23 protein-coding genes and 1 tRNA gene are annotated in these 22,027 nt (G+C 59.8%); 3 read left to right on the top strand and 21 right to left on the bottom strand.

The features are described from left to right. Positions 1–21: 21 nt before the first annotated feature. Together GbCGDNIH6_RS03105 and GbCGDNIH6_RS03100 are read right to left on the bottom strand one after the other, a co-directional pair. The gene (locus GbCGDNIH6_RS03105; protein WP_051496844.1) at positions 22–870 is read right to left on the bottom strand and encodes a ComF family protein; all 849 of its coding nucleotides are present in this window, start codon (positions 868–870) and stop codon (positions 22–24) included. Next, complete coding sequence (locus tag GbCGDNIH6_RS03100; protein WP_025286113.1) at positions 863–1,084, bottom strand: helix-turn-helix domain-containing protein; 222 nt, start codon at positions 1,082–1,084, stop codon at positions 863–865. Before GbCGDNIH6_RS03100 ends, GbCGDNIH6_RS03105 begins: the two co-directional genes overlap by 8 nt. Positions 1,085–1,582: 498 nt before the next feature. Here GbCGDNIH6_RS03100 and GbCGDNIH6_RS03095 point away from each other — a divergent pair, with 498 nt between their 5' ends. Further along, a complete protein-coding gene (locus GbCGDNIH6_RS03095; protein ID WP_157692307.1) occupies positions 1,583–2,125 on the top strand; it encodes a hypothetical protein in 543 nt (180 codons plus the stop codon). Positions 2,126–2,168: 43 nt separating this feature from the next. Then, positions 2,169–3,044 (top strand): methyltransferase domain-containing protein, encoded by an 876-nt coding sequence (locus tag GbCGDNIH6_RS03090; protein WP_232449931.1) that lies wholly within the window; start codon positions 2,169–2,171, stop codon positions 3,042–3,044. Positions 3,045–3,055: 11 nt separating this feature from the next. On the opposite strand, the gene moaA is transcribed toward GbCGDNIH6_RS03090, so the two are convergent. The 6 genes from moaA to GbCGDNIH6_RS03060 form a co-directional block, all read right to left on the bottom strand. Beyond that, positions 3,056–4,054, bottom strand: a complete 999-nt coding sequence (moaA, locus tag GbCGDNIH6_RS03085) for a GTP 3',8-cyclase MoaA (protein WP_232449929.1) — start codon at positions 4,052–4,054, stop codon at positions 3,056–3,058. Between the two features lie 105 nt (positions 4,055–4,159). Continuing rightward, positions 4,160–4,357, bottom strand: a complete 198-nt coding sequence (locus GbCGDNIH6_RS03080; protein WP_072564291.1) for a DUF3553 domain-containing protein — start codon at positions 4,355–4,357, stop codon at positions 4,160–4,162. 24 nt (positions 4,358–4,381) lie between these two features. Then, the gene (gene pgmG, locus GbCGDNIH6_RS03075) at positions 4,382–5,791 is read right to left on the bottom strand and encodes a phosphoglucomutase/phosphomannomutase PgmG (RefSeq protein WP_072562804.1); all 1,410 of its coding nucleotides are present in this window, start codon (positions 5,789–5,791) and stop codon (positions 4,382–4,384) included. A gap of 186 nt (positions 5,792–5,977) precedes the next feature. Then, positions 5,978–6,847: a UTP--glucose-1-phosphate uridylyltransferase GalU gene (galU, locus tag GbCGDNIH6_RS03070; RefSeq protein ID WP_072562803.1), complete on the bottom strand. Its 870-nt coding sequence runs from the start codon at positions 6,845–6,847 to the stop codon at positions 5,978–5,980. Positions 6,848–7,023: 176 nt separating this feature from the next. Continuing rightward, complete coding sequence (locus tag GbCGDNIH6_RS03065; RefSeq protein ID WP_072562802.1) at positions 7,024–8,004, bottom strand: hypothetical protein; 981 nt, start codon at positions 8,002–8,004, stop codon at positions 7,024–7,026. Positions 8,005–8,131: 127 nt separating this feature from the next. Further along, positions 8,132–8,217, bottom strand: a tRNA-Leu gene (locus tag GbCGDNIH6_RS03060). Between the two features lie 71 nt (positions 8,218–8,288). Between GbCGDNIH6_RS03060 and lipB the strand changes: the two genes are divergently transcribed. After that, positions 8,289–9,008: a lipoyl(octanoyl) transferase LipB gene (gene lipB, locus GbCGDNIH6_RS03055; protein ID WP_072562801.1), complete on the top strand. Its 720-nt coding sequence runs from the start codon at positions 8,289–8,291 to the stop codon at positions 9,006–9,008. Here lipB and GbCGDNIH6_RS03050 read toward each other — a convergent pair. From GbCGDNIH6_RS03050 to secY, 13 genes are all read right to left on the bottom strand, one after another. After that, positions 9,005–9,670, bottom strand: coding sequence for a LolA family protein (locus GbCGDNIH6_RS03050; RefSeq protein WP_081369931.1), 666 nt, complete (start codon positions 9,668–9,670; stop codon positions 9,005–9,007). The genes lipB and GbCGDNIH6_RS03050 overlap by 4 nt on opposite strands. Before the next feature lie 30 nt (positions 9,671–9,700). Next, on the bottom strand, positions 9,701–9,976 hold the full coding sequence (locus tag GbCGDNIH6_RS03045; protein WP_072562800.1) for an acylphosphatase: 276 nt from the start codon (positions 9,974–9,976) through the stop codon (positions 9,701–9,703). Further along, positions 9,973–10,707 (bottom strand): ATP12 family chaperone protein, encoded by a 735-nt coding sequence (locus GbCGDNIH6_RS03040; RefSeq protein WP_072562799.1) that lies wholly within the window; start codon positions 10,705–10,707, stop codon positions 9,973–9,975. The genes GbCGDNIH6_RS03045 and GbCGDNIH6_RS03040 overlap by 4 nt, the downstream gene beginning before the upstream one ends. Beyond that, the gene (locus GbCGDNIH6_RS03035; RefSeq protein WP_072562798.1) at positions 10,704–13,517 is read right to left on the bottom strand and encodes an AsmA family protein; all 2,814 of its coding nucleotides are present in this window, start codon (positions 13,515–13,517) and stop codon (positions 10,704–10,706) included. The genes GbCGDNIH6_RS03040 and GbCGDNIH6_RS03035 overlap by 4 nt, the downstream gene beginning before the upstream one ends. Further along, complete coding sequence (locus GbCGDNIH6_RS03030) at positions 13,514–14,521, bottom strand: RluA family pseudouridine synthase (RefSeq protein ID WP_072562797.1); 1,008 nt, start codon at positions 14,519–14,521, stop codon at positions 13,514–13,516. The genes GbCGDNIH6_RS03035 and GbCGDNIH6_RS03030 overlap by 4 nt, the downstream gene beginning before the upstream one ends. Before the next feature lie 114 nt (positions 14,522–14,635). After that, positions 14,636–15,994, bottom strand: coding sequence for a replication-associated recombination protein A (locus GbCGDNIH6_RS03025; protein WP_198355797.1), 1,359 nt, complete (start codon positions 15,992–15,994; stop codon positions 14,636–14,638). Between the two features lie 26 nt (positions 15,995–16,020). Next, on the bottom strand, positions 16,021–16,974 hold the full coding sequence (locus GbCGDNIH6_RS03020; RefSeq protein WP_198355796.1) for an AEC family transporter: 954 nt from the start codon (positions 16,972–16,974) through the stop codon (positions 16,021–16,023). Positions 16,975–17,097: 123 nt separating this feature from the next. Beyond that, entirely contained in the window at positions 17,098–17,514 is a 417-nt protein-coding gene (gene rplQ / locus GbCGDNIH6_RS03015; RefSeq protein WP_011631286.1) for a 50S ribosomal protein L17, read from the bottom strand. A gap of 158 nt (positions 17,515–17,672) precedes the next feature. Beyond that, complete coding sequence (locus GbCGDNIH6_RS03010) at positions 17,673–18,692, bottom strand: DNA-directed RNA polymerase subunit alpha (protein WP_011631285.1); 1,020 nt, start codon at positions 18,690–18,692, stop codon at positions 17,673–17,675. Between the two features lie 114 nt (positions 18,693–18,806). Then, positions 18,807–19,202 (bottom strand): 30S ribosomal protein S11, encoded by a 396-nt coding sequence (gene rpsK, locus GbCGDNIH6_RS03005; RefSeq protein WP_011631284.1) that lies wholly within the window; start codon positions 19,200–19,202, stop codon positions 18,807–18,809. Between the two features lie 56 nt (positions 19,203–19,258). Then, a complete protein-coding gene (gene rpsM, locus GbCGDNIH6_RS03000) occupies positions 19,259–19,636 on the bottom strand; it encodes a 30S ribosomal protein S13 (protein ID WP_011631283.1) in 378 nt (125 codons plus the stop codon). A gap of 366 nt (positions 19,637–20,002) precedes the next feature. Continuing rightward, complete coding sequence (locus tag GbCGDNIH6_RS02995) at positions 20,003–20,683, bottom strand: adenylate kinase (protein WP_072562796.1); 681 nt, start codon at positions 20,681–20,683, stop codon at positions 20,003–20,005. Then, on the bottom strand, positions 20,680–22,023 hold the full coding sequence (gene secY, locus GbCGDNIH6_RS02990; RefSeq protein ID WP_072562795.1) for a preprotein translocase subunit SecY: 1,344 nt from the start codon (positions 22,021–22,023) through the stop codon (positions 20,680–20,682). Before secY ends, GbCGDNIH6_RS02995 begins: the two co-directional genes overlap by 4 nt. Between the last annotated feature and the right edge of the window lie 4 nt (positions 22,024–22,027).

The following is a 22,027-nucleotide window of genomic DNA, read 5'->3' as shown; positions in this document are numbered from 1 at the left end:
GGGAAACAGAAGCAGGCCCCATCACATCGGGGTTTTGGCCTGTCCTGACAAGGGTATTTCATCCGGCAACTCCACCCGCGCCGCAGTCAGAACATCAACGGAAGCAGCCCCTGCCGCATAGAGTGCCCTGGCACAGGCAGAAACGGTCGCACCGCTGGTCATCACATCATCCACGACGACGATTCGGGCTGCATGCAGCTTCTGTCTTCTAGTGAGCCGTGCCTGAATGGCTCCCCGCATCATCTGTTGCCTTTGCCTGGCGGTCAGTGTGCCGAGGCTCGGCGTACGGCGAATACGCTGCAATCCGTCCAGCATGGCAGGCACGCCGGTCAGACGTGACAGCGCCCGACACAACAGAGCCGACTGGTTGTAGCGCCTTTGCCGCAGACGGGAGGGATGCAGCGGAACCGGTACCAGCCAGTCCGCCTGCCGCAGCAGATCACCCCCGGAATCCGCCATCCAACGCGCCAGCAAAGAGGCATGCGCCATGCGATCAGCATGCTTGAACGGCAGAATGATCCGGCGTGATCCATCATCATACAGCAGCGCCGCACGTGCATGACGGAACCGCGGAGGTTTGATCCGGCAAACCTCGCACACACCATCCGGTGCAATGCCCTCCGCCGCATCCATCGGACGTCCACAACACTGGCAGACCGGCGGCACGATGAAATTCAGTGCGGTGAAGCAGGAAGCGCAGAGCAGACTGGACAGGCCATCCGGCCCCGTCATGGAAGTTTCGGCATGACAGACCGGGCATGTCGGAGGGATCAGCCAGTTCAGCAGATGCAACCCTGCCGAACGCATCAGAGCAGGCATAGCGGTCAGGAACCCGCTCGCTCTCGCGGCATGGATGGAAAAATCAGCCAAGGCAGAGGGATGCCGTCAGCAATATGCCTGGCTCGACACCCAGCGCCTCAGCGATCTGACCCAACACCGTGATGCTCGCCGACACGTCCGCGCGCTCGACCGCACCAATATACCGGGTACTCAGGCCAGCGCGGTCTGCCAGTTCTTCCTGCGTCATCTCTCTGGCATGACGCACCCGACGCACATTGACCGCCATGACCTCTTTCAGGTCCATGCCGTACAGAAGCCCACGTCAGAACGATCGTTCCAGGAATAATCGTTCCGATTCGTCTTTTTGGGCGATAAAAGCGCTCATCGTCTGCCACCGACGAATGGCCTGCCGCGTGGAAGGGAATACGCAGCCAGCCGTCCATTTCTCCGGGCAATGAGGGATAAGTGTAGACCACCGCCGTGATACCGCACAAACCGAATGATCAAAACATTCGAAAAACGGTATTATCTTGTTGATTTTAAAAATTATTTCAAAAGATTTTGGGCCTGACCACAAATATATTATAATGAAATCGTTATTATTTTTATCATGTGTTTATGAGCGCAAAACCAATGCGATATGTCAGGCATATTCCTTCTCTTCTGCTGATCACCTTTCTGGCCGCCTGTTCTGCGCCGGGAGCAAACGGGGTCAACGGCTCATCCCCCTCCAGCGCTGAGCGACCGACATCCGCCAAGACGGTTTTTGCAACACAACTCGCCGGACCTTCGACCTTATCTTGTGCCGATGCCGACCGCAGTGGTGATTTTGAAACCAGGTGATCTCAACCGTAACCGCAGCTTCTGCCAGGCTTTTACCAGCCGCCTGCCGACGGCCCAGGCAGCCAATGCCGCCTCTGTCGTGGCCCCCAACCTTATTCTGACACGCTGGCTGATACAGATGCCGGAGGTTCCAGCCGACCGCGCCGCCGACTGCGATTTCCTGACAGGAACCTATGATCATGCCCGTGCGGCCCGCATCATCAGCGCCCTGAAGTTGACAGAAGGACATTTGCAGGGCAACGGACCGTTTCTGCTGATGGTCATCCCCGATAATACCGGGCTTCATGTCGTTGGTCTCGATGGCTCCTCGGCCAATCCAGAGGATTTCAACCGCTATATTGATAGCTGGGGCAATCTGCTGACCCAGACTCAGGAACAGATTACCCGCGCACCGGATCAGCCCGGTCTGATCAGAAGCGTTTTCAATCTGGTCTCCGCCATTGCCCGCACGACGGTTGGAGCTATTGGGGGCCTGATTCAGGGAACCATTTCAACATTCTGAGGCAGCATTTCCTGAACGGCCAACTCGGCTTATGCTGGGTGCCATGTCCGATGACATCCTTATATTCGACCGCCATGCCGTCCGTCTGCACCGGGATCGGGCCGCACGGCATGGCATCACGTCAGTCGCCGATGTACTGGATGAGTTGGCGGGTCGTCTGCTGGACCGGCTGGACGATGTCACTCGCCCTTTCAGCCATGCGCTGGACATAGGCGGGCGGGGCCGCATCGCCCCTCTGTTGCGGGCACGCGGGATCCATACCATCAGTTGTGACATGTCACCCTCCATGGCTTCCCTGTCCGGCACGCCCTGCGTCGCGGCAGATGAAGAATGGTTACCTTTCGCCCCGGCCTCGTTCGATCTGATTGTCGCGAGCATGTCGCTGCACTGGATCAATGATCTTCCCGGAGCGCTGGTGCAGATCAGGCAGGCCCTGAAACCGGATGGGCTGTTTTTGGCCAGCATGCCGGTGCTCGGCACGCTCGATACGCTGCGGGAGGCGCTGAGCCGTTCGGAAGACAGCCTGACTGGCGGCGCCTCACCGCGCGTCGCCCCTTTCGCCACCTTGCAGGACGGTGCCGCTCTGTTGCAGCGAGCGGGGTTTGCCCTTCCTGTCGCCGATCAGGATGAGGTGACACTGCTCTACAAGACCCCGATGGCGCTGCTGCACGATCTGCGCGCCGCCGGGGAGACCAATGCAGTGAGGCTGCGTGATCGCAGCATACCGCCATTTTCACTGTTTCCGCTCGCTTTGTCGCACCTGACGCAGGAAGGGCAGCCCCATATGCAGGCAAGGCTGCGTCTGGCAATGCTGACCGGATGGGGCCCCGCCGACAGTCAGCCAAAACCGGCACGACGCGGCAGCGGTCAGATCAGTCTGGCCGATATTCTCGGCACCCCCCCGATAGAGCCGGGCTGAACACCACGGTTTCAGCCGCCCGTCACACTCATATGCCGGCCGACAGAGGGCGTATGCGTACGGCGGTCAATGATGAAATCATGGCCTTTCGGTTTGCGGATGATCGCCTCCTGCACAGCCTGACGCAGGGCGGCATTATCCGCCCCCTCCCGCAAGGGACGGCGCAGATCAGCCGCATCATCCTGACCGAGGCACATATAGAGCGTGCCGGTGCAGGTCAGCCGCACCCGATTGCAGCTTTCGCAGAAATTATGCGTCATCGGCGTAATAAAGCCGATTCTGCGCCCGGTTTCCTGCACCGCGAAATATCGGGCCGGGCCACCTGTGCGATAATCGGTTTCCTGAAGCGTCCAATGCTCCCGCAGCCGGGAGCGTACCAGAGAAAGCGGCAGATAGCGATCGGTGCGGTCCTCATCGATTTCGCCCATCGGCATGGTCTCGATCAGGCAGAGATCGAAGCCATGTTCACCGCACCATCCCAGCATGCGGTCGAACTCATGGTCGTTCAGCCCCTTGAGCGCAACCGCGTTGATCTTCACCGCCAGACCAGCGGCCCGAGCGGCAAAAATCCCGTCCAGCACCGTTTCCAGCTGCCCTCGTCGTGTAATCGAGCGAAAGATCTCCGGGTCGAGCGTATCAAGGCTGACATTGATCCGCCTCATCCCCGCCGCCGCCAGAGCCTCCGCATGACGAGCCAGCTGTGTCCCATTGGTGGTCAGAGTCAGCTCCTCCAGCCCCTGCCCACCACGATGCTCCAGATGCTGTCCGAGGCGGGAAATCAACTGCATGACATCCCGACGCACCAACGGCTCTCCGCCGGTCAGCCGCAGTTTCCGCACCCCAAGGTCAATGAACACACGGCAAAGCCGGTCCAGCTCCTCCAGCGTCAGCACATCCCGCTTGGGGAGGAAGGTCATGTCCTCTGCCATGCAATAGGTACAGCGCAGGTCACAGCGGTCAGTGACGGAAACCCGCAGATAGGTAATAGCGCGCCCGAACGGGTCGATCATGGCAGCATGGTCCAGCGCTGGATGGGCGATGCAGTGTTCATCACCCTCTCTAGATCGACCGTCCCCATACAAGCGTCAAGAGAAGCCTGTCACAAAGATGCTCTGTCATGACACAGCGGAAGGGTCATCCACCACCAGAAGCGAGATGATGCGGGCATTGATCAGCACTTTGCCCGCATGTTCGAAATGCACCGTCACCCGCTCCCCAATGGCGGACTGGACCTGCCCCAACCCCCAATCAGGCTGCTGCGGATGGCGGACATACTGGCCGGGCTCCAGATAGGAGGAAAACGCTCTGCTCATCATGCAGCCCGGCCTTTGTTCAACTCAATGACCGGCGTTCTCACCGGAAAAATCCGGTGCCGCCAGTCCGCTCTGCTCAAGCTGGGAGACCAGTGCGGCCTTCAGCCGTTCCAGCCCTGCCTCACTGGTTGCCTCTGCACGCGCCACCAGCACTGCCTGCGTGTTGGAGGCACGCAGCAGCCACCAGCCATCCTCCGTCAGCACCCGCACACCATCGGTTTCCGCGACATTGGCGCCGTCCTGACGCAGACGGGCAGCGACTTCCTCGATCACGCCGAATTTGCGGGTATCGTCGCAGTTGAAGCGCAGCTCCGGCGTGTTGATCACCTGCGGCAATGCACTGCGGACGGCAGACAACTTGCCATCCATCCGCGCGATAATGCCCAGCAGGCGGACAGCAGCATACAGCGCGTCGTCAAACCCATACCACCGATCGGCAAAGAAAATATGGCCGGACATCTCCCCCGCCAGAGGGGCACCGGTTTCCGCCATTTTCGCCTTGATCAGTGAATGGCCTGTTTTCCACATCAGCGGCGTGCCACCAGCCTTGGCCACTTCGTCAAACAGAACCTGACTCGCCTTCACATCGGCGATGATGGTGCCACCCGGATGCTGCTTCAGCACATCCCTTGCCAGCACCACCAGAAGCTGATCGCCGAACAGGATCTCTCCGGTATCATCCACCACACCGATACGGTCCGCATCCCCATCGAAGGCGATACCAAGATCAGCCCCTTTGCTGCGAACCGCGCTGATCAGCTGCTGAAGGTTCTTCGGCACGGTGGGGTCGGGATGATGGGCCGGGAAAGTGCCATCAATCTCACCATTGAGGATTTCATGATGCCCCGGCAGGCTGGGTACAAGCTTTTGCAACACCTCGCCTGCTGCACCATTGCCGTTATCCCACACCACATTCAGCAGGTGATCACCGCCATCCCAATCGGAAATCAGACGGGCCACATAGGCGGCGGACACATCCTCCGCCCGATCGCTGCCGCTGGCTTCATCGACCACATCGCCACGCGCCGCCATGGCCCCCAGTTCGGCAATCTGCTTGCCAAAAAACGGCTTGCGGCCCAGCATCATCTTGAAGCCGTTATAGTCCGGCGGATTGTGGCTGCCGGTCACCATGATGGCACCGTCGGTTTCCAGCGTCGTCGCCGCGAAATACAGCATCGGGGTCGGGCCACGGCCAATGCGGATGACATCCATGCCGCTTTTCTTCAGCCCCTCCACCAGAGCAGGCTCCAGCTCCGGCGAAGAGAGACGACCATCATAGCCGACCGCCACCGTGCTGCCGCCCGCACGCGCGACGATGGTTCCGAATACCCGCCCGATGGCAAAAGCGTCAGCGGGGTGCAACGTGCGGCCCACGATGCCGCGAATATCGTATTCACGCAAAGAGGTCGGATCGAATTGGTGCGTAAAGGCCATGGTCCGCTCATTCTCCCTGATACGGCGCACTACACTGTACTGTGTGGCAGTACACCGCATCTGCTGGCTTGCTATATGGTCCGGTGATTCTTCGCCATGAACGGATGAGCGTCCAGAGGCTTGATCAAAAAAGCACCTCAGAAAAAACCGGCTGTTCCACAGAAGACCAGCCGGGCAACGTCCAAATTATACATAGTCTTTCAGGAATGCCCTGACCGCCGGAGCGAGATCGGGGCGCTTCAGAGCAAAAGCGATCTGTGCCTCCAGGAATCCTGCCTTGTCGCCGCAATCAAAACGGCGTCCCTCATAACGCAGGCCGTGGAACGGCATTCTGCCAATCAGACGTGCCATGGCATCGGTCAGCTGTACCTCGTTACCAGCCCCGCGCTCCATACGTGCCAGTTCGGCGATCACCTCGGGGCGCAGTACATAGCGACCGATGATGGAGAGGTTGGATGGCGCTTCCTCCGGCTTCGGCTTCTCGACCAGGCCGGTCACCTCGACCATGCGGCCATCATCTTCGCCAATCTTGAGGATACCATAGCGGTTGGTCTGCTCTCTGGGCACTTCCGCCACTGCAACCACATTACCGCCGGTTTCCTGATAGGCATCGGCCAACTGCTTCAGGCAGGGTGTTTCTGACAGAACCAGATCGTCAGGCAGAAGGATCGCAAACGGATCATCCCCGATGAAGGCACGGGCGCACCAGATTGCATGACCCAGACCCAGCGGCTCCTGCTGGCGCACCGTAACGATGGAGCCGGGCAAAAGCTGGGTATCTTCCAGCAATTTCAGCGCATCATCCTTGTTACGCTCCCGCAATGTAGACTCAAGCTCATATGCGACATCGAAATGCTCAACGATGGCAGTCTTGCCACGGCCAGTGACCATGCAGAACTGCTCGATCCCCGCGGCCCTCGCCTCGTCCACCGCGTATTGAATCAGCGGTTTGTCGACAACGGGCAGCATTTCCTTCGCCGTTGCCTTTGTGGCGGGCAAAAACCGGGTGCCTAATCCGGCCACCGGTAAAACCGCCTTGCGCAACGGTTTATTCATGGCATGTCCCTTCTTTATAGACGCATTTCACGCTGCGTTCGTGACAGCTTCCACATGCCCCAAAAAGAGGGCAAGGATAAGGCACAACCTTATGAAGTGTATCTGATGGAAGAGGGTTGCATTAAAATACCTCTCATCAGCTGCCCTTCGACGCAACATCCTTCCGCGAAAAGCAATCAGCGGTTCTCCTGATGTCCGAAGAATCCCACCCTCCCCCGCAGTGAATCGAATGCAACAGCAAAATAACGATACAGCAGCGTTCCGCTATTCGCGTGCTCAACATCTTTGGGGACGATGACCGTAGTGCGGTCGGTACGCACTGCGAAATGCAACACATCCGGCACATCGATCACAAAGACATGACCCGGTGGCAGACGATGATGCCGGGTCAAGGGAATATCGCTTGAACCGGGGCTGAAAAGAGTCACGGTACTACCGGAATCGAACACGGTTTCCTGACACCCCACCCTGATGCCATCAATCGCGAAACATGCCGAGACAGATTCTCCGTCCCACGAAGGAAGGTGATCTGGCCCGCTCTGAAACGAACGAAGAGGAGCGAAGGTGAAACCGCGTATATTATTCTCCGTCAGCCCTACAGTCAGGACCGGGTCATGACCGAGTCTGGAATCGATAATATACCCGGTGGAATAAGGCCCCATCTGTGCCAACGGGCTGACCACATGACGTCGTGTGGCCAGGCTGATACCCATCACCCCCGGCTTGTCGATGGAGCCGGGGCAGTTCGGTCGGTCCTGTGCACAATAAACACGGGTAATGACCCCCACCCTGATCGGGGCCGGAGTGGAAAGCGTGCGATCCGCATCCGTAAAACGAACCGTGGCGAGGGCCACATATCCCTCCAGCCTTGTGCCGTCAGCATAGCCCTGATGAACGACCTCCCCCGTCGCAACGGTGCCGGGGCCGATATCCCGCTCAGGCACGTAAAGACCGGCCGAGCCTGTATCAAGCGAGACCGGTGAGGACGGCCCTCCCCCGACAGAGACGCTGGCGATCATGGGCAAATGGTCTGGCCGCAACGCAAAAAGCGGCACATGGGCAGTCATCCCATCCCCTGCGCAGGCCGGAAAAAATGAAGCCGTGGCGGCCAGAAGAATCACGGCCAGAAGCACGCGCAAAAAGAAACGGGAACGCATGGAGACTCCGGCACGGCATGTGGCTGACGGATATAGCAAACCCGCGCAGCAGCACCAAAAGATGCCCGACCACTTCCTGAAAGCAAAGGCTCAACAAAAAAAAACCGGGCCACTGCCCGGTTTTGAATGGTGCGGTCGAGAAGACTCGAACTTCCACGGGGTTTCCCCCACAAGCACCTCAAGCTTGCGCGTCTACCATTCCGCCACGACCGCATCCCCTGCCGACGAAGAAATTGTTTCGTCATGCAACGGCGGGGGTATAACTGATGCCCGTGAGCACTTCAATGTCTGATCCCCGACTCTTTTCACCATCTGACGAAAATCTTTCCGCCGTTTCCCCACAATCAGATGCTGTGGAGTGGCGCGTGACACCTGGCTTTACTCCTTATGAAGAAGCCCTGACCGCCATGCGCACCCGCGCCGAGGCCATCCATCGGGGGGAAGCACGCAGTCTGGTCTGGCTGGTCGAACATCCGCCGCTCTACACCGCCGGAACATCGGCCAAAATCGAAGATCTGCGTGATGCCACCCGCTTCCCTACTTTCGAGGCAGGGCGCGGGGGACAGTGGACCTATCACGGCCCCGGACAGCGGATCGCCTATGTAATGCTGGACCTCAACCACCCGCACGGCATCGTCCCGGCGCGCGATCTGCGGGCCTATATCGCCGCGCTAGAGGATTGGATCATCATCACGTTGGCCAGATTCGGCATCATCGGGGAAAGACGCGCCGGCAGGGTTGGTATCTGGGTGCAACGTGGCCACCGGGAGGACAAGATCGCCGCGATCGGTGTGCGCATCACACGCTGGGTCTCATGGCACGGTATCGCCATCAATGTCGCGCCGGATCTGGAGCATTTCACCGGCATCGTCCCCTGCGGGATCAGCGAGCATGGCGTTACCAGCCTCGCCGATCTCGGAGTTCAGGCGGATATGGGCCGCCTTGATGCCGCGCTCAGAACAAGCTGGCCATCTGTATTCAGCGGCGGCCCCAATCAGGTTTAGCCCGGCGGCTTGATGAGGGTCGGGCTGAACAGGGTCGGATCGACGGGAATCCCCGTCTGGATATTGGACAATTCCACTCTGGTAATCTTGTGCTGGGGATCAACCACGGTCCACTGGATCAGCTTGAGCGGATCGGCGGAAAAGACGATGGCCAGCAGCCCGGCCCCCGGATCGGTCCGCCGCACCACGGAAAGTTGGACTACGCCGGGCGTGCGCGAAATTTCCCGCACAGCAACAGCGCCGTTAAAATCAATATGGTCTGATAGTAAAATGCTCAGCGGGGTACGGTCCAGTGGAATACGGCTGACCTGATGCACCTGAAAATCCTGAAAAATCACCTCCCCATTGGTAGCCACCAGCAGAAGCGGTGTCGGCGGATCATACTGGAACCGGATATGCCCCGGGCGCTCCAACCAGACCGTTCCCTGCGTCACCTGCCCATCCGGTGCAGTCTGACGGAAACGCGCCCGCAGGGTATGAATACCATTCAGATAGGCTGCAATCCGGGCCAGCAAGGCATCATCACTTTCCTCCGCCCGGGCAGCTCCAGTGACGGCACCGGCCAGAGAGGCCAGAATGCCCCCCAGTATCAGGCGACGCCCGATAAGCCCGTCTCGAAACAGCGGCACAGAATGCTTTGTAGCATGCTCAGCGGGCGACATCGCGCCTCCGGAATAAAAGAGACTTTTGCATCAGACAGTCGGATACTGCTCAAAGCCCGGTGTGGTGGGGGCAGTATCGAGATGTTCCTCGATCATATCCACCCGTGCGGCAGACGGGCCGGTGCGGCAAGCGCGGATCAGTTCCTCGACCGCTGCGATATCCCCGGCAATCAGGGCCTCTACCCGACCATCAAGGCGATTGCGGACCCATCCCGACAGACCAAGCGCCTCCGCACGGGATCGCAGCCACGCACGATAGCCAACACCCTGCACCACACCAGAGATCAGCACATGCTTTGCGCTCACTGCGCCGCTTCTCCATCCTGTTCCGCCACACCTGCGCTCAAGCGCAGGAAACGGATCGCGGTTTCAACATCCACGGCGAGATGGGCACGCCGTTTGGTGGCCTCGGCATCCGCACCCCATTTCTCTTCCTGATACAGGTCATCCAGTAATGCAATTTCGAGTGCCTCCCGCGGATCAAGCCGCCCCTCCGCCAGGGCGAGGCCGATGACGAGACTGCCCAGAGCCGGGACCACAATCCCGAGCGCCGCCAGAGCGGCCGGGTCCAAAGCCGTCAGAGCGGCTCGCAACGCGATCAGCGATGCCTCTGGCTGGGACACATGAATAATCCCTGTGGTCACATGCAGGCGCGCACCATATCGCTGCTCTGCCCAGTCGAGCAGAGGCTGCCAAAGCCGTTCCTGCCGGGTTGTCAGTTCCTCCGGCCCATCGGCACGGTAACAAAGCAGATCACTACCGCCATAAGAGACCAGCGCCTCTACAGACGCTGCAGGATCAACCGCCACACGCTCCTGCGCGGTTCCCGCCAGGCGGGTCATCGGCACCATATCGAAGCTGAATGGCTCCCCCGGTGCACCTGCCTGCCCCCATTCCACGGCAATCGCCTCGGCCAGTGCCCGATTGGCGAAACGAAGCGAGACACCGCCCGGCAACCTCATGGGGCGGCCATCAAGGGTCACCGCCAGCTCCGCCGCGTCCTCCACCACCGCTGCTTCTTTCCAGAAACGCTTCACCGCAGCAGCCCTTTCAGCAGATCCTGCACCGATAATTTTCCTTTTCCATCCTGAGAAGGGATTGGCGCCGGAGGACCGGCATGCTGCCCCCGTGCCGCAGCCAGTGCCGGCGCGCAATCGCCTTGATCGGCACGGTTCATGATCTCCGCCCCCGCATCCGCGGCCCCAGCCAACGCGGGAACACCCAGCGCGGTCAGAGATGTCTGAATTGCCGCCCTCATCGCCACCGCATCTGACCCGCGCATTTTTGCGGAAGGCCGATCAAACGGCCCCTCCAGTATCAGCGGCAACAGCAGCCCGCTTCCCCCCGAGCGCAGCAGAGGATGCAGAAACAGTTTCAATCTCTGGTCACGAAGATCCACATACCCCGCAGCGGACAGACGCAGCGGATCGGTTTCCAGGGCGAATGCCCTCAGCACGGCGATTCCATCACGGGCCTCGGCACGGGCGGCAAAGCAGGCAATGCCCGCATCAGCACCCAGACGGGGATGCAAAGGCAGACCAGCCTGCCTGACCAATCGGGACAGCACGGGATCAATCGCAGCCCCACTGACCACGCTGCCCACCGACCAGACACTGGCATGGCCATTGAGATTATGCAGCCAACCAGCCTGCTGCATATGCGCCTGCACAGCGGCATCGATCCCGATATCTCCCCGTGCCATACCGGGCTGCTTTATCAGGGCGACCATTGCCTCAAGCGGAAGTGCAGCCGCATCCACTGTCGCGGAGAGCGTACCATCCCGCCTCCAGTCCAGCATGGCCGAGACCGGGCCCCGCTGCCCCGGCGCGTTCATATGCAGTGGCTGAACACGGATTCCTTCGGCCCCAAGACTCAGGCCGATCATGGCTTTACTCCAGTCCATGCCACCTGCATGAAGCATCTCCACATCCCAGTCGATCTGCCCTCCTCCCTGCTTGAGCCAGACAGGGAAAAACGGTGAAGGCGGCTCAGATAACCGTGATGGAGCAACCCCAGAGGGCACAGAAGAGGGCACAGAGGGGGCAGGAACAGGCGCAGAAGGCAGTATGGCAGGCCGATCAACGCGGACCGGCTCTCCCTCCGGCTGAATGGATGGAATGGCCGGAAAAGGCTGGCGCAGCCTGTCTACATCCAGACGCGCGGAATGCAGTTTCGCCCCCAGCACCGGACCGGAAACACCGGCCTTGCCTTCTGCCCCGTGTGCGGGGACAGACCATGTGACCGCGCCCGAGATATCTCCGGCAGCACTGGTCAGGCTGGCATCCTCCAGCCGCCATGCCCCGGCCTCCGCCATCACATGTCCCCGGAAACCAACCGGGCCAATTTCCGGCAGCGCCGTTCGGGTCAGCCTTGCCAGCAGGGAAACATCCGTCACACGAGCGGTCACGGAGAAAGACGTCCCCTGCCAGCCGGGATGCGCGACCACATCGCCCAGAAAATCCAGATCACCCACTATCGCAGGCTTCTCAGGGGAGGTGGCATGCAGCGACAGCCTCACTGGAACAGACTCACCCTCTATCCCATGCCCGGCCAGCAAAGAGGAGGAGAGTGCCTGAACCTGCCCCACCTGCCCCAATAAGGACAGCGTGGCATTCCGGTACAGGCCCTGCGCCGAGAAACGCAGTGCGGCCTCGGCCCCCGGCCAGTCCGCATCCAGCCTCTTCAGCCGCGCCCAATGCCCCGGCAGCACATCCCCCACATGGAGTCTGACGACGGAGAAAACCGGTGAGAGGCCCTGTTGCACCGTAGCGTCATCATCGAGCCGGAATGTCAGGCTGGCATCATGCAGGGCGGCAATCGCCGACCAGATTTTCGAGGGTGGCAAATTTTTCCCGACCGGGAGGTCAAGCGCGGGAATGGCGTGCCTCAACGGCAGCAGACGTGCCCCATCCAGAACCCGCGACACGACCATCAGATGAAAGCCGCGACCGTGACGAGGGTGATCAACCACCCCGCTCACGGACAGATGAGGATTATTCCTATCCAGCCTGCCATGAAGTGTCGGGAGAAGCTGTGCATTGATCTGTAGGGGCCAGCTATGCTGCTCATCGGGGTCAAGCATGGCATCCACTGATCCGCCTTCCACCAAGGCACGCACGGGTACACCCTGTACCAGACCGGACAGTATGAGTGCTATCGTGCCCTGTTGCTCAGTGGCATGGAGCCTGAGCTTCTCAGCTGCCCAGACGCTGCCATTGCGCAGGTCATGATAAACCACGCTGGCTTCACCGATTCTGAGCACGCGAACAGGCGGCACAGCCCGCTTCGGGTGAGGTGCAACCGCCTCTCCGGCGGCTGACACGGGTGGCGGCGCAGTAGAAGCGGAGGGAGTCTTGATCCCCTTGATAATCCAGTTCTCTTCACCCGCATGATTGCGGGTCATGCGGATATCAAGCCTTGCCAGAGAAAGGCTGGAAACCGTGATATGGCCATGCAGCAGAGGCCATAACGCTATCCCGGCTGTGATGTCCTGCGCCCTCAGAAACCATGGATCGGGCCAGCCATGCCGGAGGGCGACGCCTGACGGTTCCTCCGGCTGGGCCAGCGACACCTCTCTGACAAACAGGACAGGCCAGGGATTAAAAGCCAGGCCAAGCGGTCCTTCGATATGGGCAGGATGCCCGGATACCTTGTAAAGGCTGGCCTCTATCCGATGACGGATCACGGCCTGATCGAGCATCAGCCAGACCGCACCCGCCGCCAAGATGGACAGGACGCCCAGACCGGAGACCGCAATCCCGGCATAAAGCAGCCGTCTCAGCACCCGACGCCGGAGCGGAGGCTTCGATTCTCCGGGCGGCACCATGGTCACGCCCGGCCCGGTCACCGTAACCGGCCCTCTTTGGCTTTCGGTGCGGTAAAGCCCAGTGTTTCGAATGTCTCCGCCATATGCGGAGACAGATCGGCCTCCACCGAGAGAATGCCACCCGCCGGATGCGGCAGGCTCAACCGCCGCGCATGCAGGTGCAGGCGGCGGGACAGTCCTTCCACCAGCGCGGTGTTGCGAACCCCGCGCTCATCGGTGTTACGCCAGCTGCCATATCGCTCATCGCCCAGAATAGGCGCATCCATCGCCGCGCAATGCACACGCAGTTGATGCATCCTTCCCGTCAAAGGGCGCAACTCCAGCCAGGCCAGTTTCCGTGCGGCATGGTCAAGCGTGCGGTAATCGGTGATCGCCGTTACCTTGTCGCGATCTTTGCGCTCGGCCAACACAACCGGCTCGTTGCGGTCGTTCTGACGCAGCAAAGGACGGTCGATACGCCCCTCTACCGGCACCGGGCGGCCTGCCACCACGGCCCAATAGACCTTCTCTGTCTCGCGCGTGCGGAACAGTGCAGCCAGCTTGGCCGCTACACCGGGGGAACGAGCAATGACGATTACTCCAGACGTGTCACGATCCAGCCGATGCACCAGACGCGGCCGGTCCTCCCGCCCGAAACGCAACCCGTCGAGCAAACCATCCAGATGACGGGTAATGCCGGGGCCACCCTGACTGGGCAGGCCGGAGGGCTTGTTCAGGACAATCAGATGGTCGTCCTTGTATAAAATCCAGGATTCCAGTTCCTTCTGCTGGATCGGATCGAGGGCGCGGGGCCCTTCCCCCTCCTGCTCAGCGGCGGAGGGCACTTTCAACGGTGGAATCCGCACCGACTGACCGGGCTGTAGTCTCGTGGCCGCTTCGGCCCGTGCCCCATCGACCCTGATCTGACCGGTGCGGCACATTTTCTGGATCGCAACCTGCGTCAGGCTCGGGTAATGGCGGCGAAACCAGCGATCAAGGCGGATATCCGCTTCATCATCCGTTACCTGCCGTGTCGTCACACTCATGATCGTCGTATTCCTGATCGGGCTGACGACCGCGGAAACACGGCGCAGCACGCATAAGCGGTTGTGCCCCCGGAGCACCTATGCCCGCAACATGCTCTGTTCATGAACCTGCTATCAGCCGCCGCGCTGCATTCGCAGACCGGCCCAGTATTCCAACCGCTTGCGAATATCACGTTCGAATCCACGCTGGTGCGGGCGATAGAGTTCCGGACGGCGCCCCCCGGCAAGAGGCTCGGGGAAGAACTCCTGCCCTGAAAACGCATCCGGTGCATCGTGATCATACTGATACCCGGCATGGTAGCCCAGTTCCTTCATCATCCGCGTCGGCGCATTAAGGATATGCAGGGGCGGTGGCATATGCGCCGTCTTTTCCGCCAGCGCCAGAGCCTCATTGAACGAGGCATAGGACGCATTGGATTTCGGGGCCGTCGCCACGTAATTGATGGCCTGCGCCAGAAACAACCGCCCTTCCGGCCAGCCGATCCGCTCGAAAGCCTGCCAGGCGCTGACCACCTGCACCATGGCCTGAGGATCGGCCATGCCGACATCCTCCGAGGCCGCACAGGCCAGCCGTCGAAACACTGTTTCAGCCGCCTCGCCCGCCACCATCATCCGCGCCGCATAATACAGCGCCGCCTGCGGGTCGGAGCCGCGCAGGGATTTATGGAAACAGCTCAGCAGATCGTAATGACCGTCTCCGGCCTTGTCATGGACCGGCGGGCGGCGTTGCAGTGCATGCCCCAGCGCCTGCATGTCCAGAACCTGATTGCCACCGGCAAAAGTATAAACCTGCTCGACCAGATTGAGCATATACCGCCCATCCCCACTGGCCATGGCAACCAGAGCCTCCCGCGCTTCCACGGAAACCGGAAGGGGGCGTTCCATCCTTTCCTCCGCCCGCACAAGCAGCCTCTCCAGCGCGGCCTCGTCCAGCCGACGCAGCACCATCACCCGGCAACGTGACAGCAACGCGCTGTTCAGTTCAAAAGACGGATTCTCGGTGGTCGCCCCGACCAGTGTGACAGTGCCATCCTCCACCACTGGCAGGAAAGCGTCCTGCTGACCACGATTGAAGCGATGAATCTCATCACAGAACAGCAACGTGCCCTTTCCGGCAGCACGGCGCTGACGGGCCGCCTCGAACACCTTGCGCAGATCAGCAACACCACTCTGAATCGCCGAAATAGCCTCGAAATGCAGATCGGTGGAGCGCGCCAGCAGGCGGGCGATGGTCGTCTTTCCGGTACCCGGAGGCCCCCACAAAATAATCGAGGACAAGACCCTGCTCTCGGTCATCCGCCGTAACGGCCCCTCTGCTCCCAGCAGATGATCCTGTCCCACAACATCATCGAGAGAAGCCGGACGCAACCTGTCGGCCAGAGGACGCGCCGGATCATCAGCTTCCGGCAAAAACTGTGCTGCCCCGCCCCCGAACAGATCGGAGGATGAAGAGGTGTTGGCGCGTGATACCATGATCAGACTCTCGCCCTTCCCGGTTATCAGGACAACAGCAGGATGAACAGCGGCAGAGTGACGGCCGACAGGATGGTCGAAATCAGAATGGCGCGTGAAATCATCCCGGCTTCCCGATCATAGAGCCGCGCCAGCATAAACGCACCGGTTCCATTCGGCGTTGCCGCCAGCAGCACACAGGCTCTCGCCCAGAGCGGATCGGCGCGGAATACCCAGAACGCCAGCACGAAAGCAATCAGCGGCTGCAGGATCAGCTTGATAAAGGTCAACACCGCCAGCAACAGCCCATCCCCTGAGCGTGCCGAAGCAGCATCATCCTGACGAGACGCCAGAAACAGGCCGATCACCACCAGCGCACAGGGGCTGGAAGAATTGCCAAGCATGGCCAGGGTTGTCTCGGCCATCTGCGGCAAATGAAAGCCACCTATATTTCCGGCCAGTGCAAATGCGCCCCCGGCCAAGGGCGAGGCAACCAGCGGATTGCACAACACCGTCCATATCAGACGCCGCCGGGAAAGAAGCGCCCCACCCTTCAACGCCCGTTCCTTTTCCATCAGCAGAATGGAACCCGCGAACTGGATGCAGACCGTCATCACCGTGGCAATTGCCATAGGCATCATGGAGCGCGGCCCCAGCACCGCCATCAGCACCGGAATCCCCATATAGGAGGTGTTGGCGTAGCTGCCGGTCAGGGAATCCACCGTAGCCTGTCCGATTCCCCGTCCGGCCCGTCTGGCCCAAAAATAAATTGCCAGGAAAGGCAGCATCTGCGCGCCGAGAAAGCTCAGCACAAACGGCAAATGTGAGAGGTCCTTGCCGGTCAGATGCGCCATCACCAGAAACAGCATCGCGGGCAATGCCAGCCAGACCACATACAGGTTGAGCGCATCCAGCGCACCCACCCCCAGCAACTGACGCCTGCCACTCAGATACCCCGCGCCGATCAACGCCACGACCGGACATACCGCGTTGACAATCATGTTTATCATCGGCTGCCCGGCTTAAGCTTTCATGACAGGGATCAACAAACGAAAAACCCCCGGATTGCTCCAGGGGCCTGTCGTCTATCCAGATCAGTGCATCGTTTCTCAAAAACGAAAGGCTTATTCCTCAGTTTCGTCGCGTTCCGGGCGGGGGCCGCTATCTTGCCCCTTGGCAGAAACATCGCGATCAACCAGCTCAATGACCGCCATGGAAGCGGCATCGCCATAGCGAACGCCTGCCTTCAGAACACGGGTGTAACCACCCTGACGGGCCTTGTAGCGCTCAGCGATCGCGCTGAAGAGCTTGGTAACGATCACTTCGTCACGCAGCTGGGCATAAGCCTGACGGCGTGCATGCAGACCGCCGCGCTTGCCAAGAGTGATCAGCTTCTCGGCAACCGGACGAAGTTCCTTCGCCTTCGGGAGCGTCGTCGTGATCTGCTCGTGCTTGATAAGGGCAACGGCCATGTTGCGGAACATGGCCTGCCTGTGGCTGGACGTAACGCCGAGCTTCCGGCCGGCAATACCATGGCGCATAGTCTTCGATCTCCTGAGAACGCTCCCCGTTACCGCTCATCGCGGCTACGGGGGACGCCCTATATCTCTGTTGGGCGCCTCGGCGCACCTGTTTTTTGACCCCTGTTTTTGCAGGGCAGAAAACCGGAACCGGACGCGGTCTTGTCAAAAGGCGGTTATCAGAAGGGTTCTTCCAACCGCTTGGCCAGATCTTCAATATTTTCCGGCGGCCAGCCCGACACACTCATGCCAAGAGAAAGCCCCATATTGGCAAGGACTTCCTTGATCTCGTTCAGCGACTTGCGCCCGAAATTCGGGGTGCGCAGCATTTCCTGTTCGGATTTCTGCACCAAATCGCCGATATAGACGATATTGTCGTTCTTGAGGCAGTTGGCGCTGCGAACCGAGAGTTCGAGCTCATCCACCTTCCGCAGCAGATTGCGATTGAACGGCAGATCGTCTTGCGGTTCATCGTGGCGGACCTGCTGTGGCTCTTCGAAGTTGATGAAGAGCTGAAGCTGGTCCTGAAGAATACGGGCGGCCAGAGCCACCGAATCTTCCGGAGTCACCGCACCATTGGTTTCAACCGTCAGCAGCAGCTTGTCATAATCGGTGACCTGACCGACGCGGGTCGGCTCCACCTTGTAGGACACGCGGCGAACGGGGGAATAGATAGCGTCGATCGGGATCAGACCAATCGGGCTGTCTTCCTGCCGGTTCTGGCTGGCAGGGACATAGCCCTTGCCGAGATTGACCGTGAACTCCATGCCCAGCTTCACGCCGTCATCCAGCGTGCAGAGGACGAGATCAGGGTTCATGATCTCAATGTCATGACCGGCCTGAATCTGGCCGGCCGTAACTTCGCCCGGGCCAGTTGCCGTCAGCATCATGCGCTTCGGGCCTTCGCCATGCATGCGAAGGGCGAGCTGCTTGATGTTCAGGACGATATCCGTAACGTCTTCACGCACACCGGCGACAGACGAGAATTCATGCAGCACACCGTCAATCTGCACAGCCGTCACGGCCGCACCCTGCAGGGATGACAGCAGGATGCGACGGATGGCGTTACCGAGCGTCATGCCGAAGCCGCGCTCCAGCGGCTCCGCCACGATGGTCGCGATACGCGACGGCTCGTTGCCGGGCTCCACATCGAGCTTTTCCGGCTTGATCAGAGATTGCCAGTTCCTCTGGATGACCACGCTTCGCCTCTTGTCAAAAGGTTAGGCCGACACTGACGGGAACATCGTCCCTCACGCCAATGCCGGCTGGATCCACCCCGGATCGTATTGTCCGGGACAATTGTCGCTTGCGTCTCAGACGCGGCGACGCTTCCGAGGACGGCAACCGTTATGCGGGATCGGCGTGGTATCGCGGATCGCGGTGATCGCAAAGCCGACAGCCTGCAGCGCACGAAGGGCACTTTCGCGTCCTGAGCCAGGACCGCTCACTTCGATCTCCAACGTCTCCATGCCGTGTTCGCGTGCTTTACGGCCTGCGTCTTCCGCCGCGACCTGCGCCGCATACGGGGTGGACTTGCGGCTTCCCTTGAAGCCCTGCGCACCGGCCGAGGACCAAGCGATCGCGTTGCCCTGGGCATCGCTGATCGTGATCATCGTGTTATTGAAGGTCGCGGCAACATGCGCCACGCCGGAAGAGATATTCTTGCGTTCCTTTTTACGGGGACGCGAAGAGGTGGCATTACGAGCCATAATGAGGTGATCCTGAGCTGTCTGTCGAACGGAAAAGCGCCGGAAAGGCCGAAGCCTTAACGGGTGACCTTCTTCTTACCGGCAATCGCCACGGCCTTGCCCTTACGGGTACGGGCATTCGTGTGCGTGCGCTGACCGCGCACCGGCAGGCCACGACGATGACGCAGGCCACGATAGCAGCCCAGATCCATCAGCCGCTTGATGTTCATCGCAACTTCGCGACGGAGGTCACCCTCCACGCGATATTCACGATCAATCAGCTCGCGGATACGCAGGATCTCGTCATCGCTCAACTGGTTCACCCGGCGCTCGTCCGGGATCGACAGCTCGGTGCAGATTTTCTGCGCCTGAGCAGGACCAATGCCATAGATATAACGCAGGCTGATCGCCACGCGCTTGTTGGTCGGAATGTTTACGCCGGCAATACGCGCCACGCTACGCCTCTCCATGTTAGCCGCTGCCCCTTCCACGGATAGTCAGGAAGGAACAGTGAACGATGCGCCGGGTGATCCGCCATGCGGGCCGCGTCGCGTCATGAAATGATTCGATTAGGCGCGCCCGATCCCTCGAGCACGGCCAGAGGCGGGACTTATAGCGACCCTGCTGAATGAGTCAACGATAACAGATCAACTTCGCGTGAGCCGCATGCTCATATGTCAAGCGGCAACCATGCGCATACTGCATGCCGGCGGACAGAACCTGATCCAGTCACCCTGGTCATTGCTATACATACAATAAGAGCGCCAGCCCCACCTCTCAAGGGGCTAACGCTCCTGTTGCAGTATCAAAAAATGCAGGAATCAGGCGCGCGCAGGCTGCGCCACATCATCAAGAATCGATTCGATATCCTTGGTGACAGTGTCCATATCCGCCATGCCATCAACAGAACGCAGGCGGCCCTGCGCCTTATAATAAGGGAGAATCGGTGCTGTCTGACGGTGATATGCTTCCAGACGAGCGACAACCGTCTCTCTGTTATCATCTGCCCGACGAACGAACTCTGTACTCCCGCACTGATCGCACACGCCCGCTTCCGCCGTCGGCTTGAACGTATCGTGGTAACCAGTGCCGCATTTGCTGCATGTGAAGCGCCCGGCGATGCGATCAACCAGAGCCGCGTCATCCACCGCGAGTTCAATAACAGCTGACAACTCAAGCGCTTTACGGGTCAGCATCTCATCAAGCGCTTCCGCCTGCGGAACCGTGCGCGGAAAACCGTCCAGAATAAAGCCGTTCGCGCAATCAGGCTGGCCGATCCGTCCGGCCAACATGTCGATGATGACATCGTCCGGCATCAGGGCGCCGCTTTCCATAATCGCCTTGGCGCGCTGGCCGATCTCACTGCCAGCCGCAACCTCAGCACGGAGCATGTCCCCTGTGCTGATCTGCGCAATGCCGTGCTTATCCTGCAAACGCTTTGCCTGCGTCCCTTTGCCGGCACCCGGCGGACCGAGCAGGATCAGGTTGAGACGTTTGCTCATCGGCCTTTTCCTTTTGTACGTGCACGACGAATCAGACCTTCGTACTGATGCGCCAGCAAATGAGACTGAATCTGGGTCACGGTATCCATCGTGACGGACACGACGATCATCAGGCTGGTGCCGCCGAAATAGAATGGCACACCGAACTTGCTGATCAGAAATTCCGGCAGCAAACAAACAATCACCAGATAAATCGCACCCACCGTCGTCAGCCTGGTCAGAATACGATCGAAATAATCAGCCGTCGCCTTACCCGGCCGAATACCAGGAATGAAGCCGCCATTTTTCTTCAGATTATCTGCCGTCTCCTGCGGATTGAACACAACCGCCGTATAGAAATAGGAGAAGAAGATGATCAGCCCGGCATAAAGCAGCATATAGATAGGCTGCCCATGTCCCAGCTGTCCGGACAGCCAGCTTAGCCAGCCATTGCCCGAATTCTTTGAGAAACCGGCAATCGTCGCCGGAATCAGCAACAGGGAACTGGCGAAAATCGGGGGTATCACATTCGCGGTATTGACCTTCAGCGGCATATGCGTGCTGTCGCCACCGAACATGCGATTTCCGACCTGACGCTTGGGGTACTGCACCACCACACGCCGCTGGGCACGCTCCATAAAGACAACAAAGGCAATCACTGCGACGGCAATGACCATCACAGCCAGCAAAGACGGCAGAGACAGCGCATTATTGCGGCTCATCTGCAGCAGATTGCCGAGCGCATGAGGTAGATTAGCGACAATACCCGCAAAAATAATCAGCGAAATACCATTCCCCACGCCGCGAGCCGTAATCTGCTCGCCCAGCCACATCAGGAACATTGTTCCACCGACCAGCGTCACCACACATGACAGGCGGAAAAACCAGCCTGGATCGATCACCGCAGCACCATGCGGTCCCTGCATTCCCTCCAGCCCCGCGGCGATACCATAGGATTGCAGCAATGCGATCAGAACAGTGAGGTAACGGGTATATTCGTTCATCTTGCGCCGACCGCTCTCACCCTCTTTCTTGAGGGCTTCCAGCGAAGGGACCGCCGCTGTCAGCAACTGAACGATGATGCTGGCGCTGATATAAGGCATGATGTTCAGCGCAAACACGGTCATACGGCTGAGCGCACCGCCCGAGAACATGTCGAACATGCCCAGGATGCCGCCACCCTGCTGGTTAAACATATCACCGATGACAGAGGCATCGACCCCCGGCACTGGAACATAGGTGCCGATGCGATAAACGATCAGCGCCGCAAGGGTAAACCATATCCGCTTTTTAAGCTCGGTCGCCTTGGAGAAGGTGCTGAGATTGAAATTAGAAGCGAGCTGCTCGGCCGCCGAGGCCATGAGA

Origin of the sequence: Granulibacter bethesdensis (assembly GCF_001889525.1) — a bacterium.
Classification (GTDB): domain Bacteria; phylum Pseudomonadota; class Alphaproteobacteria; order Acetobacterales; family Acetobacteraceae; genus Granulibacter; species Granulibacter bethesdensis_C.
This window is presented reverse-complemented; position numbering and strand designations above follow the sequence as displayed.

Excerpts from the sequence above, each read along its gene's own strand:
- GbCGDNIH6_RS03100 (WP_025286113.1), bottom strand. The coding sequence starts at position 1,084 with ATGGACCTGAAAGAGGTCATGGCGGTCAATGTGCGTCGGGTGCGTCAT.
- GbCGDNIH6_RS03090 (WP_232449931.1), top strand. The coding sequence starts at position 2,169 with ATGTCCGATGACATCCTTATATTCGACCGCCATGCCGTCCGTCTGCAC.
- moaA (WP_232449929.1), bottom strand. The coding sequence starts at position 4,054 with ATGATCGACCCGTTCGGGCGCGCTATTACCTATCTGCGGGTTTCCGTC.
- GbCGDNIH6_RS03080 (WP_072564291.1), bottom strand. The coding sequence starts at position 4,357 with ATGAGCAGAGCGTTTTCCTCCTATCTGGAGCCCGGCCAGTATGTCCGC.
- pgmG (WP_072562804.1), bottom strand. The coding sequence starts at position 5,791 with ATGGCCTTTACGCACCAATTCGATCCGACCTCTTTGCGTGAATACGAT.
- galU (WP_072562803.1), bottom strand. The coding sequence starts at position 6,847 with ATGAATAAACCGTTGCGCAAGGCGGTTTTACCGGTGGCCGGATTAGGC.
- GbCGDNIH6_RS03065 (WP_072562802.1), bottom strand. The coding sequence starts at position 8,004 with ATGCGTTCCCGTTTCTTTTTGCGCGTGCTTCTGGCCGTGATTCTTCTG.
- lipB (WP_072562801.1), top strand. The coding sequence starts at position 8,289 with ATGTCTGATCCCCGACTCTTTTCACCATCTGACGAAAATCTTTCCGCC.
- GbCGDNIH6_RS03050 (WP_081369931.1), bottom strand. The coding sequence starts at position 9,670 with ATGTCGCCCGCTGAGCATGCTACAAAGCATTCTGTGCCGCTGTTTCGA.
- GbCGDNIH6_RS03030 (WP_072562797.1), bottom strand. The coding sequence starts at position 14,521 with ATGAGTGTGACGACACGGCAGGTAACGGATGATGAAGCGGATATCCGC.
- GbCGDNIH6_RS03025 (WP_198355797.1), bottom strand. The coding sequence starts at position 15,994 with ATGGTATCACGCGCCAACACCTCTTCATCCTCCGATCTGTTCGGGGGC.
- GbCGDNIH6_RS03020 (WP_198355796.1), bottom strand. The coding sequence starts at position 16,974 with ATGATTGTCAACGCGGTATGTCCGGTCGTGGCGTTGATCGGCGCGGGG.
- rplQ (WP_011631286.1), bottom strand. The coding sequence starts at position 17,514 with ATGCGCCATGGTATTGCCGGCCGGAAGCTCGGCGTTACGTCCAGCCAC.
- rpsK (WP_011631284.1), bottom strand. The coding sequence starts at position 19,202 with ATGGCTCGTAATGCCACCTCTTCGCGTCCCCGTAAAAAGGAACGCAAG.
- GbCGDNIH6_RS02995 (WP_072562796.1), bottom strand. The coding sequence starts at position 20,683 with ATGAGCAAACGTCTCAACCTGATCCTGCTCGGTCCGCCGGGTGCCGGC.
- secY (WP_072562795.1), bottom strand. The coding sequence starts at position 22,023 with ATGGCCTCGGCGGCCGAGCAGCTCGCTTCTAATTTCAATCTCAGCACC.